Source organism: Dickeya dadantii NCPPB 898 (genome assembly GCF_000406145.1).
Lineage (GTDB): Bacteria > Pseudomonadota > Gammaproteobacteria > Enterobacterales > Enterobacteriaceae > Dickeya > Dickeya dadantii.
Window position 1 is genome coordinate 856,533 of the sequence record NZ_CM001976.1, and the last position, 17,070, is coordinate 873,602.

The window sequence follows — 17,070 nt, forward strand, 5'->3', positions numbered from 1 at the left end:
AAACCCTCTCTATTCGAGGTATTATAACAAGATTTGATTCTAATTTTAACAGAAGGATAAGGGATGCGGCTTCGTACTAAAAATCTTGAAACTTCGGAGCAGCTAGCGGAGTTTGATCAATGGCTTACTGCGAAGCTCGAGAGAATCAAAGATAGTGAAAAATTCAACACTGAAATAAACTCACTCTGTGAGTGTATTCATTCTATATCATGTTACCTTGATAACTTTTCTAGCTATCAATCGTGTAATATTGAAAGTTTGTGTGAGGCAGTAATAAGTGCCAGCGACGAACTAATAATTGGCGATTCATTTGTTGATGATGAGCAAAATGTTGCTAATTTTTATGAGGCATTTTTTAATCTGCTATTTTTGACGTCTGGTGCTACAGATAACAACCTTAAGAATCACTTTCTTATAAAGCTAAAGGAAGATGACATAAAACCTCTTATACCAAAAAGAGGCTCATCACAAAAAAACATAAGATTCCGCTTGAATGTAATTCCACCAATGACAAAATCTGATTTTATTGCAAAATCATTAGCTTCATGTTTTGTGGGGTCTCATAGGTGTTATGTTTCCTATGTTAAAACAGAACCTGTTTTTGATCTAAGGCTATACCTAAAAGTATTGCTGAAGGAATATACAAGTTTAATTTTGGAAGATAACGAAGAAACGATGCAGTTTTGGGCTGTTTGTCGTTCATTCATGGATTTAGATAGACTTTCAAATGACTTGCCACTTGGTAAATATTTACTCAATTCCTGTACGATCTTCAAGGTAAGAGGGAGCGTATCAGCTTCTGGTGGTCACATAACAGAAGATATCCTTCGGGAAAAACTAGCTGGAATGGGTCTTCGGCCTCACTCTGACTTCAATGTAAATGATGTGACTATAGGTGAGGAGGAAATTGTTGAAGATGGAAAAAGGAAAAAAAAGACACGGGCATATGATTTTATTCTTCCCTATAAAATAGATGGCTGGGAACCTAAGCCTAAACTATTTATTCAATCACAGTTTTATGCGGGTGATTCTGGAAGCGTTTCTCATAAAGTTGTAGACCAAACACAAAGCTCTAGAAAATTTACTTTGGAGAAATATCCATCCGCAAGATTTGTGGAGTATCTTGATGGTGCAGGTTACTACGCATCATTACGTGGCGACCTTGCTCATATGTTGTCATTTGAAGATACAGCCTCTTTTTTTCAAGTGAAAAGCATTTTAGTGAGGCTGCGACGGGAGTTACAAAATATTGCGTTTCTAACTCCTATTGAGTTTGAGCACGCAATTATAATGAGCGACGATGCTTCAAAGGAGTCTGTTTTTCGTGCACTAAAAGAAGATGGTTATCCGGTCGAAGAAATAAATCGAATTGCGTCTGTATGTAATGACCTTGGTTATGTTTTAGAGAATGGAGATAGGTTAGAAATAGCTCCTAGTCGAATAGATATAGCCAGAAGACTATTGATTTTGGATGTCACTGCTAATAATTCATACAAAATAAATGATGTTCAGAGAGCGAGCTTAAAATACCTGCTTGTACCTGGTTATGGTGCAAATCAAGCTATACTTGAGTCAGAATTGTCTCATCTTGTTTGTTCTATATGCAAGCAGTGTTTAATTACTGCACCAGTATTCGCTGATGACATTGAATGGCTGTTAGATGAGGGAGTTTTTAAGCGGCGATAAATATTATTAGGGAGTTGTTTGAGGCTAAGTTGTATTAGTGTGATTACCAAAGGATACTGACGGAATAATTACCGGACGATTTTGTCGTTATCACACTATCAACGCCCTTCGATTCAGGCAAAGTCTTTTGCGGTGTTAGATAGCGATTCCACTTTGACTAACCTAAGGGCGAGAGTGTGAACTAATTGTTAAGTTGAAGTCAGTGCAGCCAGTCGCACATCCAGAATTTTTTCCAGATATGAACTGCTCATGCCCGCAAATTGCTGCTTCTTCCGTAAGCTTGCTTTTCAGCTAGTTTCCGCTCGCAATATGTTCTGCGCGGTGTCCCGTAACTATTTTTTGTACAGTTCAGCATTGCTATAACTGTGCAAAAAAACGCTTTTAAGCGATAAAGAATGACCAAAAGAGACGGATATTTAACCAAAAATAAAATCTCGGAAATGATTCTTGCAGCACTTTTTAGCGTATAGGGAGGTTAAGGGACAGACCCTAATATCGGAGGGGCACCTCGATATATCTGGCAGGCATCATCATTCATCACAACATACAGAATCCAGTGCAGGCTATTTTCAATCGCCCAATGCCCCCAGATTGCTCTGGCGTTAGCTCTGTCGAACTGATGTAGTAGCGATACTCCATCGGAATTTTTTCCATTTTTTCAAAACTGTTTCCCCCGCCCGGCGACATCATGCATCGACTATCTCATCCAACCCGCCGCGCAGGCGTTCTTCCGCTCGGTTAGGTATCAGTACTGGGGTGTCCCTTAGAGGATGCGCGTGAATGGGTAGAGCGTTTTATCGGGTGGTCAACGGCACCGAGGTGAAGATCGTGCGCTGCTGAAAAATCGGGAAGAGGTGTATCAAAAAACAAAAGCGCAACACTCAGAACGCTGGTCAGGCAGGACAAGGAAATGGTAGCCGACAGACGAGGTCATGCTGAATCCAGAACGGAAAAAAACAGACAGTCTAAATCAACTGGGGCGCTAACTATCTTGACACTTACCGATACCGAGCAACAGTATTTTAGGTAATGCTCAGGGGGCGGAATTAGTAAAGAGGCTGCTTACTGCCCATGTTCCAGCCAGAAAGCTGCACCAAACACCGCATCAGGATGTACTTTTTTATGATAATGATATTGCAGGATAATTAGTGCCAACTCTTCATCTCTTGCATAGAAGTAAGCTTCGGGGACATCGAGAACCGCAGCAAACTGACAGACCAGACCAAAGTCTGGCTCATTGACTTCCCTTTCATACTGGCTGATACGCGAACTGGCGGTTTCTTCATCCAGACCGGCCCGACATCCAAGCTCAAGCTGCGTTAAGCCTGCGTTGACTCTGGCCAGTTTCAGTCGTTTCCCGATCACGGCGATATCCCAATCATCTAAATGGCATGATGGCATTATCTCTGCCGCTAACGGTTCTTTCTTAAAGATTATTTTTCAAAAATAAAGTTAAACTTTATTTTTGGTTGATATCTAATCTTAAAATAAACTATCCTTTATTATGGAAAGTAACTCTTTATCTTGAGAGGTGCAGTGAATGAGCTCTATTCAAAGGCATGGCTTGGCTGACTGGCATTCTGCCGACATTATTGCCGGGCTTCACAAACGGGGAACCACAATGGCTGCTGTGTCGCGGGCGGCGGGGCTGAATTCCTCCACACTGGGTAATGCGCTTAATCGTCCGTGGCCTAAAGGGGAGCAACTGATTGCTGATGCACTGGGGGTGCCACCCTATGAGATTTGGCCGAGCCGTTATTTTGACGAACAGGGGCGGCTAATCCCACGCGTTCCCCGCTCTCGGCTCCGGTCTGAACAGGAAGAAACCCCCGCGCCCGATAGTTAGCCGTATCTGTGTCCATCGGGGTAAGCAGGGGCTGCTATAAGAATGCCCTGATAATGCCTGAATCGTCTTATCAGTGTGAGTTCTGTTCAACTTTGTGCTAACGCGCTTTCCTACACTCAGTATTCCGTGGCCCGATGCCGGGCCACCTGTTCGATGATGAGATGTAGGTATCGGGTATGGAGCTTCGCCATCTTCGTTACTTTCGGGCGGTTGCAGAAGAACTGCACTTTGCCCGGGCGGCGGAACGGCTGCATATTGAGCAGTCACCGTTGTCCCGTGCCATCAAGGAACTGGAAGACGAGCTGGGGGTGAAACTGTTTGTGCGCACCACCCGCAGTACCCGGCTGACTCGCACCGGTAAGTTGTTTTTGGACCATGTCGCCCGGGTGTTCGCGGTGTTGCAACAGGCACGCGACAGCGTGCAGTCCGTAGCCAACGGTTACCATGACCAGTTGCGCATTGCGCTGTCAGACGGCATTACCCCTGTGCGCTTGTCAACCTTACTGGCGCTGTGCCGCCAGGAAGAACCCGAGGTGGATATTCGTCTGTTTGAAATGCCGCTCTTTCAGCAAATTCAGGGATTGCAGGATGAACTGTACGATGTGGGTTTTGCCTTGTCTGATGCAGTGGGCGAGCATATCACTGCTGAACCGGTCTGGGCCGAACCATTAATGGTGGCCGTTCCTGCCCGACATCCTTTACTGGCCTACAGCCAGATCCCGTTGGACGAAGTGCTGCGTTACCCGTTGGTGTTGTGTGACCCGAGAGTGTGTGAAGGGCATGCTCGTCAGGTGGCGCGGGTTTTGCGTTGTTCTGCGCAGGAGCCGTTGATTGTCGAACAGGTTATCTCATTCGACCTGATGATGACCCTGGTTTCCGCCGGGTTTGCACTGGGGTTGGCTGATGTTTCTCATATTGCGGCTAGCCGGGCTTTTGGAGTGGTGGCTCGCCCACTGGCCGGGAAAACCCCCATGATGACCACCTATCTGTTGCGCCATGCCGGAGATCCGCCAGAAACGGTGGCCCGCTTTATCGAGCGGCTTGACGCGCTGGCGTGGGCGGACGATAACATCGCCTGATGTTATCACCTGATTCGACGACTATCGGAGGATCCTCATGCGTAATCTTATGTTTTCATTTCGTGTTTTCTTATGCATCGTGCTGTGGTGTATCGGCAGTGGCGCCGTACCGGCAACGGAGACGGTAGAGTCATTACTGGCTAACCCGAAGCGATTAAAGGAACTGCGCCAGCAGTGCCATGACGACTGGGAGCGCGTGGGGAATGCGTTGTGCAATCGAGTCGGGCATGCCACCACCAAACAGTTTCTGGGGACGGGAACCCCCTACACGCCACCAAAAACGCCGCCCAAATTCTGAGTCGTCGCCATCATCACAAAAATCACTCCCGGCACCCGCTACGCCCGGTTACGCCATGGCGGGTTGCACTGTGCTCACGTTCTCCCCTGTACGCATTGTGACTTTTTGCTCCCTGATTGAGTCGGGAACGGTCTTTGCACTGGGCTGAGCCCGCACCGATGCTCTCTCGCAGGCGGCATAACCGTTGTGCCGCCTTGAGGGCGAGAAGGGGGCGGCAATGCAGGGGCAGGGCATACTGGTAGGGCAGGTTGCGGTGGTGTTCAGTGTCGTTGTTGCCGGTGTGTGGTACGCCACACAATGGACCGCGGCAGCGCTGGGGTATTCCCCGCGCCTGGGCTCCCCGTGGTTCGAGGGCATTGGCGTGCCCGTTTATCCACCGTGGCGGCTGTTTGAATGGTGGTTTCTGTTTGGTGGGTATGCGCCGCGTATCTTTGATATCGGTGGTGCCATCGCGGGTGGCAGCAGTTTACTGGCCTCAATGGTGGCGATGACCCTGTCGGTATGGCGTGCCCGTTCGTCCCGACATGTCACGACCTACGGTTCGGCACGCTGGGCCAGGGCACAGGATATTCGTCGGGCGGGGTTGTACCGGCCGTCGGGGCTGTTCCTCGGACTGCATAACGGGCAATATCTGCGTCACGAGGGGCCGGAGCATGTGCTGGCGTTTGCCCCCACCCGTTCAGGGAAAGGCGTCGGGTTGGTGGTGCCCACACTGCTGAGCTGGTCAGCCTCCGTCGTGGTGCACGATATCAAAGGCGAGAACTGGCAACTGACGGCAGGCTGGCGCGCCCGCTTCAGCCACTGTCTGCTGTTCAACCCGACCGACACCCGCTCGGCGGCTTACAATCCGTTGCTGGAGGTGCGGCGTGGTGCACATGAAGTGCGCGACGTGCAGAATATCGCCGATATTCTGGTGGACCCGGAAGGGGCGCTGGAGCGGCGCAACCACTGGGAAAAAACCAGCCATGCGCTGCTGGTAGGGGCCATTCTGCATGTGCTTTATGCACAGGAAGACAAGACCCTGCGCGGCGTCGCCAATTTTCTCTCCGATCCAGACTGTCCGTTTGAGATCACGCTGTATCGGATGATGACCACGGCACATCTGGGCGATGCGCCGCACCCGGTGATTGCCTCGGCGGCCCGCGAGGTCCTCAATAAATCTGACAACGAGCGCTCCGGCGTCTTGTCCACCGCCATGTCCTTTCTGGGGCTGTACCGCGACCCGACCGTAGCGGCGGTGACCTCGCGGTGTGACTGGCGCATCGCCGACTTGATCGCGGCCCGTCATCCGGTGTCGCTGTATCTGGTGGTGCCACCATCGGATATCAGCCGCACCAAACCGTTGATTCGGCTGATCCTCAACCAGATTGGCCGTCGGTTGACGGAGTCGCTGGAAGACGCTGACGGTAGCACCCGACGGCATACCTTGCTGCTGATGCTGGACGAATTCCCGGCACTGGGGCGGCTGGATTTTTTCGAATCGGCGCTGGCGTTTATGGCCGGTTACGGTCTGCGCGCATTTCTGATTGCCCAGTCGCTTAACCAGATTGACAAGGCCTACGGCCCGAACCACGCGATTCTGGACAACTGCCATGTGCGAGTGGCCTTTGCCACCAACGACGAGCGCACGGCTAAACGCATTTCCGACACACTGGGCACCGCCACGGAGCTGCGTGCCCAGCGCAACTATGCCGGTCATCGGCTGGCCCCCTGGCTGGGGCACCTGATGATTGCGCGTCAGGAATCGGCCCGGCCATTGCTGACACCCGGTGAGGTGATGCAGTTGCCCGCCAGTGACGCCATTGTGATGGTGGGCAGCCAGCCGCCGATCCGCGCCAGAAAGATGCGCTACTTCGCGGATGCCAACTTTCAGTCGCGTGTTCTCCCGCCGCCGTCGCTGACAGACGGTCATTACACCGATGTGCCTGAGCCCAGACCGGATGACTGGCGCGATCTGCGCCTTCCGACGGTGCCGGTGCCTCCTGGGATGACCGGACTGGCTGACGATGACAGGGAAGGGCACCCATCAGCCGGACAAGACGAGATCACTGTCCCCATGCCGGCGTCGGTGGCACCGGCCAGCGACCTGTCGTGGCTGTCGGATGACACGGTGAACCGGTTCCTTACACGATCCACGTCGGCTCCGGAAAGGGGGGAAGCACCATGAGTCAGTATCGCCTGAATCTATTTATCCCACCTGAACACGCCCGGCGGCTGGACGAGCTGGCGACCCGAAAAGGGGTCTCGAAATCCTCCATTGTCGCGGCTGCTCTGGCCGCCTGGCTGTCGCCGGATGCGGGAGGGCAACGGGACAGCCTCCTGAGCCGGCGACTGGATCAGCTGTCACGCCAGTTTGGGCGGCTGGAGCGCGATCAAACCATTCAGATTGAAACGCTGGCGTTGTTTATCCGCTACTACCTGACCGTCAGCCCGCCAGTGGCTGACGCCCATCAAGATGCCGCCAACGCACAAGGCCGTGCGCGTTTCGGGCAGTTTGTTGAGCAACTGGGCCGCCACTTGCTGCGCGGACACAGTCTGGTGCAAGACGTCTGTCGGGAACTTCAGCCCGACACGTCAGACGAGACGACGCAGGAGATGCCATGAGCAACATATCTGCGGACGATACGATGTGTGCATCCCGTACGCGCCACCGACATATGCTGTACAGCGCACTGGGGCCGCTGATTGCGGCAGCGCTGGACGATCCCGATGTGGTGGAGATCATGCTTAATCCAGATTGCACCTTGTGGGTGGATCGGTTGTCCACCGGCCTGGCTCCGCTGGAGGGGGGGATGTCTGCTGCCGAGGGGGAACGCATCATCCGACTGGTGGCGGCCCATGTCGGTACCGAGGTGCATCGCCACCGGCCGCTGCTGACGGCGGAATTGCCGGAGACCGGTGAACGCTTTGAAGGCATACTGCCGCCGGCAGCGCCTGGACCGGCGTTCGCCTTGCGTAAGCGCGCCGTCGGCGTGATCCCGCTGGCGCGCTATGTCGCCGACGGGATGATGACCGCCGCGCAGGCCGGGGTGTTGCGTCAGGCGGTACGTGAGCGACAAAACATTCTGATTGCCGGGGGCACCAGTACCGGGAAAACCACGCTCGCCAACGCCCTGCTGGCCGAGATTGCCGAGACCGGCGATCGGGTGCTGGTGCTGGAAGACACCGTGGAGCTGCAATGTGTGGCACGCGATCAGGTGCCCCTGCGTACCCGGCCGGGTGTGGTGAGCATGGCCGAACTGGTGCGTACCACGCTGCGGTTGCGCCCTGATCGCGTTATCGTCGGTGAAGTCCGTGGCGGCGAGGCGCTGGACCTGCTCAAGGTCTGGGGAACCGGTCACCCCGGCGGGATAGCCACCCTGCACGCGGGGTCTGCGCTGGGGGCATTGCTGCGGCTGGAACAACTGATCCTCGAAGTGGCGATCACCCCGCCCCGGGCGCTGATCGCCGACACCATCCACCTGATCGTACACCTGACCGGGCGTGGGCAGGCACGCCGTATCGCCTCGCTGGTCCGGGTGACCGGCTTTGACGGCTCGCACTACCAGCTCAGTAACCTTGGCTCTCCCGGTCCTGCGGTATCGACACCCTTACCCGGAGGCTCATCATGATGCTCCCGTCTGCTCTTCGCTTTTCCGCACGCTGGCTCGTTCGACGTAGTCTGCCTGGAGCCGTGCTGGCCGTCAGCCTGTTGTGGGGGCTGACGGCCTACGCCAGTGGTTCAAGTATGCCGTGGGAGTCGCCGCTGCAGTCGATCCTGGAATCCATACAGGGGCCGGTGGCGCGCATTATCGCGGTCATCATCATTATCACCACCGGGCTGGCGCTGGCCTTTGGCGATACCTCGGGCGGATTTCGCAAGCTGATCCAGATCGTGTTTGGGCTGTCGATTGCCTTTGCCGCCTCCTCGTTCTTTTTGTCATTTTTCAGCTTTGCCGGCGGGGCGGTGGTATGAGTGACGAATACACGTTGTTACCCGGCTTTGACGTACCGCTGCACCGCTCGCTGACCGAGCCGATCCTGCTGGGGGGCGCACCGCGCACGGTGGCGATTGCCAATGGCACGCTGGCCGCCGCCGTCGGGCTGGGGTTGCAGCTGTGGTTGCCGGGGCTGGTGCTGTGGGTGATTGGGCATACGCTGGCAGTCTGGGGCGCGCGGGAGGATCCGCAGTTCATGACGGTGTTTGCCCGGCATATCCGCCACCCGTCGTTGCTGGATGTCTGAGGGGCGTACCATGCTGAACCTTGCCGAATACCGTCAGCGCCCGGCCTTACTGGCCGACTGGCTGCCGTGGGCGGGGCTGGTGGCACCCGGTGTGGTGCTGAACAAGGACGGGTCGTTCCAGCGCACGGCCCGGTTTCGCGGGCCGGATCTGGACAGTGCCACCCCCGGCGAACTGATCGCCATGGCCGCCCGCCTGAATAACGCCCTGCGCCGTCTTGGCAGCAACTGGGCGCTGTTTACCGACGCCGAACGGCGACCTGCCGCCGCGTATCCGCATTCCCGCTTCCCCGAGGCGCTCTCCTGGCTGGTGGACGAAGAGCGACGTGCCGCGTTTCAGGTGGCGGGTGGCCATTTTGACAGCCTGTACCACCTCACCCTGTGGTATCTGCCGCCGGAGGACGTGCGGTCACGCACGATGGCCTGGTTATACGAAAACACCCCGTCGGGGCGTGTGGACTGGCGGGAACGGCTTACGGCCTTTGGGGCGGAAACCGATCGCCTGTCTGACCTGTTGACCGGCGTCATGCCGGAACTCGCCTGGCTGGATGACAGCCAGACGCTGACCTACCTGCATGGCACGGTATCGACCCGGCATTACCGGCTTGGCGTGCCGGCGGTGCCGTTCCATTTGGATGCCTTGCTGGCCGACAGCCCGATGACGGGCGGAGTAGCCCCGATGCTGGGCGACCAACACCTGCGGACGATCACGGTGCGGGGATTTCCGTCCTCCACCTGGCCGGGCATGTTGGACGACCTGAACCGGCTGGGGTTTGCCTACCGCTGGTCGGTGCGTTTTCTGTTCATGGACAAGGCGGAGGCGGAAAAAGTGCTGGCCCGCCTGCGCCGACAGTGGTTTGTGAAACGGAAAAACGTGGCGACACTGCTGCGCGAGACCGTGTTCCAGCAGGAAAGTCCGCTGGTGGATAACGATGCTGGCAACAAGGCGGCCGATGCCGATGCGGCGTTACAGGCGCTGGGCAGCGATCAGGCGGCGTTTGGTTACGTCACCACCACCGTGACCGTATTGGCCGATGAGGCGGAGGACGCGGAGGAAAAACGGCGACAGACCGAGCAGGTGATCCAGGGGCGGGGCTTCGTGACCTGTCCGGAGCGGCTGAACGCGGTGGACGCCTGGCTGTCGTCGGTGCCCGGCCAGGTGTATGCCAATGTGCGCCAGCCGATCATTTCCACCCTCAATCTGGCGCACCTGATCCCGCTGTCGGCGGTCTGGGCCGGGCCGGAGAACAATGCTCACCTTGACGGGCCGCCACTTATCGTGACCCGGACCGATGGCGCCACGCCGTTTCGGCTGGTGACGCACATTGGCGACGTGGGGCATACGCTGGTGGTGGGGCCCACCGGGATGGGCAAATCGGTGCTGCTGGCCATGCTGGCGATGCAGTTTCGTCGCTATCCCGGCTCGCGCGTATTTCTTTTTGATGTCGGCCGCTCGTTGCGGGCCGCCACGCTGGGGCTGGGGGGCGAGCATTATGATCTGGGAGCGGACGGGGCGATCGCGTTTCAGCCGCTGGCCCGAATCGATCAGGCGGGCTGGCGTCGCTGGGCGGTGGAGTGGGTGGCAGGACGGGCCCGGCAGGAGGGGGTGACCGTGGGGCCGGAAGAGAAGGCTGCCATTTGGTCGGCGCTGGAGAGCCTGGCGGGTGCGCCGGTTGAACAGCGTACCCTGACCGGCCTGTCGGTCCTGTTGCAGTCGCTGACGTTGCGTCAGGCACTGGCGCCGTATGTGCTGGGCGGGGCGTACGGCAACCTGCTGGATGCCGATCGGGAACGGCTGGGCGACGCTGATGTGCAGTGCTTTGAAATGGAGGCGCTGATGCCCAGCAAGGCCGCGGTACTGGCGGTGCTGGAATACCTGTTCGCCCGGCTGGAAAACCGTTTTGACGGCGCGCCGACGCTGTTGCTCTTGGATGAATCCTGGCTGTTTCTTGATGAACCGGTGTTTGCGGCGCGTATCCGGCAGTGGCTCAAGACACTGCGCAAGAAAAACGTCAGTGTGATATTCGCCACCCAGTCGTTGGCGGATATCCAACGCTCTGCCCTGGCACCGGCCATCATCGAAAGTTGCCTCAGCCGGATTTTCCTGCCCAATCCACAGGCCAGCGAACCCCAGATCCGGGTCATCTATGAGGGGTTTGGTCTTAACGCCCGGCAGATAGCCATGCTGGCTGCCGCAGAGCCCAAACGGGATTACTACTACCAGTCCCGACAGGGCAACCGCCGGTTCGATCTCGATTTGGGGCCGGTGGCGCTGGCGTTTGCCGCGGCGGCCTCACCACAGAGTCAGCGTGATATAGACCGCCTGCTGGCACAGGACCCTCGTCCGGATTTCGCCAGCGCCTGGTTGCGTCACCGGGGGCTGGCGTGGGCGGCCGACCTGCTGCCGGGGTTTACTCCAGCAGCGCAGCCGATTTCCTCTCCACCGTGCAGGGGGACACCGTGATGAAAACTGTGTGGCTTGTCATCCTGCTGGCGTTGCTGCCGCTGCGTCCAGCGCAGGCACTGACGGTATTTGATCCTGCCAACTATGCGCAGAACACGCTGAGCGCCGCCCGGGCATTGGATCAGATCAACAATCAGGTCATCCAGTTGCAGAACGAGGCGCAGATGCTGATTTATCAGGCCCGCAACTTGACTAGTCTGCCGTTCACGGTAACCGATCAACTGCGTACCACGCTGGCGGGCACGGACCGGTTGATCGCCCAGGCGCGTGGACTGGCCTATGAGGTGCAGCGCATGGACTCGGATTTTGCGCGGCTCTACCCCGAACAGTATGCCGCCACGGTGGGCCACGATCGCCTGTATCAGGATGCCCGCGCGCGCTGGGTCAACACGCTGGCAGGCTTGCATACCGCTTTGCAGATGCAGGCACAGATGGTGCAGAGCCTGTCGGCGGACGAAAGCACGCTGTCCGCGCTGGTCGGGCAAAGTCAGGCGGCCACCGGTGCCCTGCAGGCCATGCAGGCGACAAACCAGTTGCTGGCGTTGCAGGCGAAACAAACGATGCAAGGCCAGCAGCTCCAATTGACGCAGGACCGGGCGGTTGCGCTGGAGTTGGCGCGACAGGCAGCGGCGGTTGAACGCGGCCGGGAAATCACGCGACGTTTTCTGGGTACGGGAACCCCTTACACGCCGCAGCCGGTGAACTTTTACGGTAAGGACGGCGGTGAGTGATGGACGATGTGTCGGTGATTGACCGCTTCCTCGATACCTTTTCGACCTACATCGACTCTGGGTTTGGGTTGGTTCGCGGTGAAGTCTCCTTTCTGACCGCCACGCTGGTGGCGATCGACATGACGCTGGCGGGGTTGTACTGGGCGCTGTCGCAGGCGGGCGGGCAGGGAGAGGATGTGATGGCACGGCTGATCCGCAAGGTGCTCTATGTCGGCGCGTTTGCTTACATACTCAACAACTTCAACGGGCTGTCGGGAATAGTGTTTCGCTCATTTGCCGGGCTGGGCCTGCAGGCCGGTGGCGCGGCGTTGACTCTGGCGACGTTTTTACAACCCGGGCGGTTAGCCAAAACCGGTATAGAGACGGCTGCCCCTCTGCTGCATCAAATCGACCGCTTGAGTGGCTTCCCAGATGTGTTCATCAATATTGTGCCCGTCACCGTCATGCTGCTGGCCTGGTTGGTGGTGGTCCTGAGTTTCTTCGCACTGGCGATACAGCTGTTCGTCACGTTGGTGGAGTTCAGGCTGACCACACTGGCGGGGTTTGTGCTGGTGCCGTTCGCACTGTGGAACAAGACGGCGTTTCTGGCAGAAAAAGTGCTGGGTAATGTGGTGGCCTCCGGCGTGAAGGTGCTGGTACTGGCGGTGATCGTGGGGATCGGCACCGGTCTGTTCGGTTCGCTGACCCTGAACCCGGATGACCCGTCGATGGATCAGGCGCTGGTCGCCATGCTGGCGTCGCTTGCGCTGCTGGCCCTGGGGATTTTCGGACCGGGGATTGCCACCGGGCTGGTCAGTGGCGCGCCGCAACTGGGAGCCGGAACGCTGGCCGGAACGGCGCTGGGAGTGGCCGGCGTCGCGGCGGGAACCGGCGTGCTGGCGGGGCGGATAGGCAGTGCGGTGGGGGCCGGGGCGCGTCTGCTGCCGACGGCGTTACGCGGGCCGCAAGCCAATACGACCCCGTCGGCTACCGGACAACCGGGGCGGGAGGCCGGTTCATCCGGTTCGTCAGCCACGGCACAGCCGGACTGGGCGAAGCGGCTATATCGCCGTCAGCAACTGGCGCAGGCGGCGGGCACGGTGGCGCATACGCTGCGCAGTGCCGAGCACGGTGGCGGCAGCAGCGGCCCGACTCTGCGTGAATCCGACCGGGAAGGGGGCTGACCATGCGTTTTCGGCGACCGCAGGTGCACTACGGCGAAACGCCATCCCCCGCCACGCCGTATCAGGCGGCCGCCGAGGTGTGGGATACCCGTATCGGCACCGCCCGGGTGCAAGCCAGGAACTGGCGATTGATGGCCTTTGGCTGCCTGCTGCTGGCGTTGCTGATGGCGGCCGGTCTGGTCTGGCGGGCGACGCAATCGGCTCTCGTTCCCTATGTGGTGGAGGTGGAGAAATCCGGCGAGGTGCGGGCGGTGGCCCCGGCGGTGACGACGTACCAGCCCAGCGAGGCGCAAATCGCCTACCATCTGGCGCGTTTTATCACGCTGGTGCGTTCACTCTCGCTTGACCCGGTTGTGGTGCGGCAGAACTGGCTGGAGGCCTATGCCTATACCACCGATCAGGGTGCAGCGGTGCTCAACGCCTATGCCCGCGCCCAAGATCCCTTTGGCCGTATTGGTAACGAGTCCGTCACGGTGCAGATTGCCAGTGTGGTGCGCTCCAGCGATCGATCGTTTGAAGTGCGCTGGAGCGAACAACACTTTGCCCAAGGCACTCCGTCGGAGACCGAACGCTGGACTGCCATGCTGACCGTTGTGCAGCACACGCCGCGTACCGAGCAGCAGTTACGGCTGAACCCGTTGGGCATCTATATCAACGGCCTGTCGTGGAGCCGGGAACTGGCGATGCCGGAAGGCGGCCAGCCATGACAACGTGGCGGCATTACGGTCCTGGTCTGTTACCTGATACTGGCACTGACCGGGTGTCGTGGTATGGGAAACCGGCCACCGGTCGTCGATCTGGACGAACCGGCTCCCACAGCCCCGGTTCCCGGTGCCACCAGCTTCCATAGTGGTGGGGAAGGGGGAGAACGGAGGGGGCGGACGAATGGGGAGCGAACTGTCGGGTGGTAATACCGGGCGCGCCGCGGATAACAGCGACCTGTCGTCCTGGCGCTACGCTGAGGGGACGATGTATCGGCTTTATACGGCACCGGAGCGCGTCACCGTGATTGCCCTGCAACCGGGGGAAACACTGACAAATGTGGCGGCCGGTGATACGGCGCGCTGGATTGTCGGCGATACCACCAGCGGCTCGGGCAGCGAACAGCGCGTCAATATCATGGTCAAGCCGGTGCGGGCCGGGCTGAAAACCAACCTGGTGATCACCACCAGTCGGCGGGTTTATCTGTTGCTGATGACCTCCGGCGGCACGCGCTGGATGGCGACGGTGTCGTGGCAGTACCCGGCCGACCCGGCGTCGATACCCTCACCAGCCACATCGCCCCGGTCACCGGAAAGCACTCTGGCACCGGACAGACTCCACTTTCGTTACGCTATCAGCGGTGATCGCCCGCCGTGGTGCCCCCGACAGGTGTTTGATGACGGGGAAAAGGTCTATATCCGGTTTCCGGCCGGTATCGCGCAGGGTGAACTGCCACCGCTGTTCGTCATCGGCCCACAGGGGGACGGACAACTGGTGAATTACCGGTTCCAGCCGCCGTACTACGTGGTGGACCGGTTGTTCGGGGCGGCCGAGCTGCGGCTGGGCAATGACAGCGCCGAGGTGGTGCGCATTACGCGTACCGACGGACGGAGCCCGTGAATATGCAACCGGAATCACAGGCGGATAGCACGCCAGCACCGTCAGAGAAGGTGGCCTCCGAGACACTGGTGCTGCGCAGCAGGCCACGCCCGGTGACCCGGCTGAACCGGCGCTCGCTGTTCATCCTGACCGGCGGTTTGGCGCTGGCGGTGCTGGCGGCGACGCTGTGGGCGTTACAGCGCCCCAGGCCGCATGATAACGGTGAACTGGCTGAACGCTATAACGTCGAGCGGGTGGCGAAAACCGAAGCACTGAACCGGTTGCCGGCGGATTACACCCGGTTGCCGACGAAACCTGCGGAGGTGACGCCTGTGTTGGGGCCGCCGCTGCCGGGGGATATGGGGCCGCCCATGATCCGTGCCGCTAAGGCGGTCACACCATCCGGGCCAGATGCTTATGAGTCGGCGAGTCAGGCACGCCTGAAAGAAGCCGAAGACGCCGCCGCCTCGCCGGTGTTCTTTCGTCGTGGCAGCCAGCCGGCACCACCACCGGCGTCCACCAGCCCATCTCCGGCCCCGATTGCGACTGACCCTATGGCCGAGCAGGGGGCGGTTTCCGGTATCCGGCAGGATCAGAAAGAGGCGTTCCTGCTCGGTGACATGACCGATACCCGAAATCACGGCGATCTGCGGCTACCGGCTTCGCCTTATCAGGTGATGGCGGGAACGGTGATTGCCGGGGCGCTGGTGACCGGTATTCGTTCCGACCTGCCGGGGCCGGTGATCGCCACCGTCACCGAACCGGTCTACGACAGCGCGACCGGACATTATCTGCTAATCCCGCAAGGCTCGCGCTTGCTGGGGAAATACAATAGCCAGGTCAGCTATGGGCAAAGCCGGGTTCAGGTGGTCTGGAACCGCATTATCCTGCCGGATACGTCATCGCTGACGCTGGATAATCTGGCCGGTGCCGACCCGGCCGGTTACGTCGGGCTGGAAGATCAGGTGGACTGGCATTGGGATCGTGTGATTGCCGGTGCAGCAATGACCACACTACTGGGGGTGGGAGCCGAACTCGCTGCCCCGGAGAACCGACAGCATGGCGATCGTATTATCCTTGCCGGACGTGACAGTTTGCAGGATTCGGTCAGTCAGGTGGGACAAGAGCTCACCCGGCGTAACCTCGATATTCAGCCGACACTGACCGAACGGCCAGGTCTGCCGGTTCGTATCATCGTCAACAGGGATTTGGTGTTAAGGCCGTATCAACCACTGTTTTTTAATCAGGGGAGTGCACGTTGAATGGGGTATGGACGAGAAGGAACGAAGCAGGGGCCCTGAATGGGCGTTTATCTGGAACGGTAGCGTGCCGACACATCCCGGGCGGTATGCAATAGCCGTAAGATATGTACGTCGCCGCTGTGGCGTTTCAGCGCATAGACCAAAATAAACGGCAGCCGGGCCAGCACCAGTTTACGCCGTTCTCCCGATTTCCCTATGCTGACGCCCGCTTCCGGGGTGGTTTCCAGCAACGCCACTGCGGCGGCGAATTTGTCATCGGTGGCATTGGCGACCTCCAGTCCCGCGTTCTGGTACAGGTAACGGTAAATGTCTTCGCGGTCAGCGATAGCTTGCCTTTCCCAGCGAACCGTTGCCGTCACAGTTCCCCCCGGGCGGCTTGCGCTTTCAGTCGCCGCCATACGTTGACTGGCCTCATCATTGCTGATGAACTGGACCTCACCAGCATCGTAACGGGCGAAAGCCTCCTGAATTTTCGCTTCCAGCCATTCATCACCGGTATGGCGCTGGTACTGCCGCTCTTCCTCGGCCAGTTCTTCCGCACGCTGGCGCATCAGTTCGGTAAGACTGACCTGCTGACGCTCAGCAGCCTTCATAGCCAGTACGTTTGGTTTCCTCGTCAATTCTGAAGTGTATTGTCCCCATGACAGCCTCCAATAGATTGCATGTGTTGTCACTTGTGGTGTCATTTTATCCAATCTCGTCAGTTTTTGCTGCTTTTTTGAAGGGGAGAATCGGCTTA

The 17,070-nt window shown here is 58.3% G+C and carries 16 protein-coding genes and 4 pseudogenes; 15 read left to right on the top strand and 5 right to left on the bottom strand.

Annotated elements, in window-relative coordinates; all coding sequences use genetic code 11:
* The first annotated feature begins 63 nt into the window (after positions 1-63).
* The gene (locus DDA898_RS04345; RefSeq protein WP_038910332.1) at positions 64-1,686 is read left to right on the top strand and encodes a hypothetical protein; all 1,623 of its coding nucleotides are present in this window, start codon (positions 64-66) and stop codon (positions 1,684-1,686) included.
* 188 nt (positions 1,687-1,874) lie between these two features.
* Here the strand turns inward: DDA898_RS04345 and DDA898_RS23040 are convergent.
* From DDA898_RS23040 to DDA898_RS04350, 3 genes and pseudogenes are all read right to left on the bottom strand, one after another.
* Positions 1,875-2,006: pseudogene (locus DDA898_RS23040) on the bottom strand (ISAs1 family transposase); the annotation flags it as partial.
* A gap of 185 nt (positions 2,007-2,191) precedes the next feature.
* Positions 2,192-2,346: pseudogene (locus DDA898_RS22760) on the bottom strand (ISAs1 family transposase); the annotation flags it as partial.
* Between the two features lie 402 nt (positions 2,347-2,748).
* Complete coding sequence (locus tag DDA898_RS04350) at positions 2,749-3,087, bottom strand: helix-turn-helix domain-containing protein (RefSeq protein ID WP_050570188.1); 339 nt, start codon at positions 3,085-3,087, stop codon at positions 2,749-2,751.
* Between the two features lie 139 nt (positions 3,088-3,226).
* On the opposite strand from DDA898_RS04350, the gene DDA898_RS22045 reads away from it, so the two are divergent.
* The 14 genes and pseudogenes from DDA898_RS22045 to DDA898_RS04410 all read left to right on the top strand — a co-directional run bounded on the left by DDA898_RS22045 (position 3,227) and on the right by DDA898_RS04410 (position 16,331).
* The gene (locus DDA898_RS22045) at positions 3,227-3,532 is read left to right on the top strand and encodes a helix-turn-helix domain-containing protein (RefSeq protein ID WP_071604501.1); all 306 of its coding nucleotides are present in this window, start codon (positions 3,227-3,229) and stop codon (positions 3,530-3,532) included.
* Positions 3,533-3,708: 176 nt separating this feature from the next.
* Positions 3,709-4,611, top strand: a complete 903-nt coding sequence (locus DDA898_RS04355; protein ID WP_038910333.1) for a LysR family transcriptional regulator — start codon at positions 3,709-3,711, stop codon at positions 4,609-4,611.
* Positions 4,612-4,648: 37 nt separating this feature from the next.
* Positions 4,649-4,909 carry an entry exclusion lipoprotein TrbK gene (locus tag DDA898_RS22050; RefSeq protein ID WP_201765884.1) on the top strand — a complete coding sequence of 87 codons (261 nt, stop codon included), beginning with the start codon at positions 4,649-4,651 and terminating at the stop codon, positions 4,907-4,909.
* Positions 4,910-5,126: 217 nt separating this feature from the next.
* Entirely contained in the window at positions 5,127-7,076 is a 1,950-nt protein-coding gene (locus tag DDA898_RS04360; protein ID WP_038910335.1) for a conjugal transfer protein TraG, read from the top strand.
* Positions 7,073-7,513, top strand: a complete 441-nt coding sequence (locus tag DDA898_RS04365; RefSeq protein WP_038910336.1) for a ribbon-helix-helix protein, CopG family — start codon at positions 7,073-7,075, stop codon at positions 7,511-7,513. Before DDA898_RS04360 ends, DDA898_RS04365 begins: the two co-directional genes overlap by 4 nt.
* Positions 7,510-8,520, top strand: coding sequence for a P-type conjugative transfer ATPase TrbB (gene trbB, locus DDA898_RS04370; protein WP_038910337.1), 1,011 nt, complete (start codon positions 7,510-7,512; stop codon positions 8,518-8,520). The genes DDA898_RS04365 and trbB overlap by 4 nt, the downstream gene beginning before the upstream one ends.
* The gene (locus DDA898_RS04375; protein ID WP_050570190.1) at positions 8,517-8,864 is read left to right on the top strand and encodes a TrbC/VirB2 family type IV secretion system protein; all 348 of its coding nucleotides are present in this window, start codon (positions 8,517-8,519) and stop codon (positions 8,862-8,864) included. Before trbB ends, DDA898_RS04375 begins: the two co-directional genes overlap by 4 nt.
* A complete protein-coding gene (locus DDA898_RS04380; protein WP_038910338.1) occupies positions 8,861-9,133 on the top strand; it encodes a VirB3 family type IV secretion system protein in 273 nt (90 codons plus the stop codon). The genes DDA898_RS04375 and DDA898_RS04380 overlap by 4 nt, the downstream gene beginning before the upstream one ends.
* Positions 9,134-9,143: 10 nt before the next feature.
* A complete protein-coding gene (gene trbE, locus DDA898_RS04385) occupies positions 9,144-11,594 on the top strand; it encodes a conjugal transfer protein TrbE (RefSeq protein WP_038910339.1) in 2,451 nt (816 codons plus the stop codon).
* Positions 11,594-12,325 (top strand): P-type conjugative transfer protein TrbJ, encoded by a 732-nt coding sequence (gene trbJ, locus DDA898_RS04390; protein ID WP_038910341.1) that lies wholly within the window; start codon positions 11,594-11,596, stop codon positions 12,323-12,325. Before trbE ends, trbJ begins: the two co-directional genes overlap by 1 nt.
* Positions 12,325-13,488, top strand: a complete 1,164-nt coding sequence (gene trbL / locus DDA898_RS04395) for a P-type conjugative transfer protein TrbL (RefSeq protein ID WP_038910342.1) — start codon at positions 12,325-12,327, stop codon at positions 13,486-13,488. Before trbJ ends, trbL begins: the two co-directional genes overlap by 1 nt.
* 2 nt (positions 13,489-13,490) lie before the next feature.
* Positions 13,491-14,195 (top strand): conjugal transfer protein TrbF, encoded by a 705-nt coding sequence (trbF, locus tag DDA898_RS04400; protein ID WP_038910343.1) that lies wholly within the window; start codon positions 13,491-13,493, stop codon positions 14,193-14,195.
* Positions 14,192-15,090, top strand: a pseudogene (trbG, locus tag DDA898_RS04405) (P-type conjugative transfer protein TrbG). The gene trbF and the pseudogene trbG overlap by 4 nt, the downstream one beginning before the upstream one ends.
* 2 nt (positions 15,091-15,092) lie before the next feature.
* A complete protein-coding gene (locus DDA898_RS04410) occupies positions 15,093-16,331 on the top strand; it encodes a TraB/TrbI/VirB10 family type IV secretion system protein (protein ID WP_038910344.1) in 1,239 nt (412 codons plus the stop codon).
* Positions 16,332-16,378: 47 nt separating this feature from the next.
* Here DDA898_RS04410 and DDA898_RS04415 read toward each other — a convergent pair whose 3' ends face one another.
* Together DDA898_RS04415 and DDA898_RS22765 are read right to left on the bottom strand one after the other, a co-directional pair.
* Positions 16,379-16,690 carry a type II toxin-antitoxin system RelE/ParE family toxin gene (locus DDA898_RS04415; protein ID WP_033569625.1) on the bottom strand — a complete coding sequence of 104 codons (312 nt, stop codon included), beginning with the start codon at positions 16,688-16,690 and terminating at the stop codon, positions 16,379-16,381.
* Positions 16,687-16,973 (bottom strand): annotated as a pseudogene (locus DDA898_RS22765) (damage-inducible protein J). Before DDA898_RS22765 ends, DDA898_RS04415 begins: the two are co-directional and overlap by 4 nt.
* Positions 16,974-17,070 lie beyond the last annotated feature (97 nt).

Coding starts and splice junctions, on each gene's coding strand:
- DDA898_RS04345 (WP_038910332.1), top strand. CDS start 64: ATGCGGCTTCGTACTAAAAATCTTGAAACTTCGGAGCAGCTAGCGGAG.
- DDA898_RS04350 (WP_050570188.1), bottom strand. CDS start 3,087: ATGCCATCATGCCATTTAGATGATTGGGATATCGCCGTGATCGGGAAA.
- DDA898_RS22045 (WP_071604501.1), top strand. CDS start 3,227: ATGAGCTCTATTCAAAGGCATGGCTTGGCTGACTGGCATTCTGCCGAC.
- DDA898_RS04355 (WP_038910333.1), top strand. CDS start 3,709: ATGGAGCTTCGCCATCTTCGTTACTTTCGGGCGGTTGCAGAAGAACTG.
- DDA898_RS22050 (WP_201765884.1), top strand. CDS start 4,649: ATGCGTAATCTTATGTTTTCATTTCGTGTTTTCTTATGCATCGTGCTG.
- DDA898_RS04360 (WP_038910335.1), top strand. CDS start 5,127: ATGCAGGGGCAGGGCATACTGGTAGGGCAGGTTGCGGTGGTGTTCAGT.
- DDA898_RS04365 (WP_038910336.1), top strand. CDS start 7,073: ATGAGTCAGTATCGCCTGAATCTATTTATCCCACCTGAACACGCCCGG.
- trbB (WP_038910337.1), top strand. CDS start 7,510: ATGAGCAACATATCTGCGGACGATACGATGTGTGCATCCCGTACGCGC.
- DDA898_RS04375 (WP_050570190.1), top strand. CDS start 8,517: ATGATGCTCCCGTCTGCTCTTCGCTTTTCCGCACGCTGGCTCGTTCGA.
- DDA898_RS04380 (WP_038910338.1), top strand. CDS start 8,861: ATGAGTGACGAATACACGTTGTTACCCGGCTTTGACGTACCGCTGCAC.
- trbE (WP_038910339.1), top strand. CDS start 9,144: ATGCTGAACCTTGCCGAATACCGTCAGCGCCCGGCCTTACTGGCCGAC.
- trbJ (WP_038910341.1), top strand. CDS start 11,594: ATGAAAACTGTGTGGCTTGTCATCCTGCTGGCGTTGCTGCCGCTGCGT.
- trbL (WP_038910342.1), top strand. CDS start 12,325: ATGGACGATGTGTCGGTGATTGACCGCTTCCTCGATACCTTTTCGACC.
- trbF (WP_038910343.1), top strand. CDS start 13,491: ATGCGTTTTCGGCGACCGCAGGTGCACTACGGCGAAACGCCATCCCCC.
- DDA898_RS04410 (WP_038910344.1), top strand. CDS start 15,093: ATGCAACCGGAATCACAGGCGGATAGCACGCCAGCACCGTCAGAGAAG.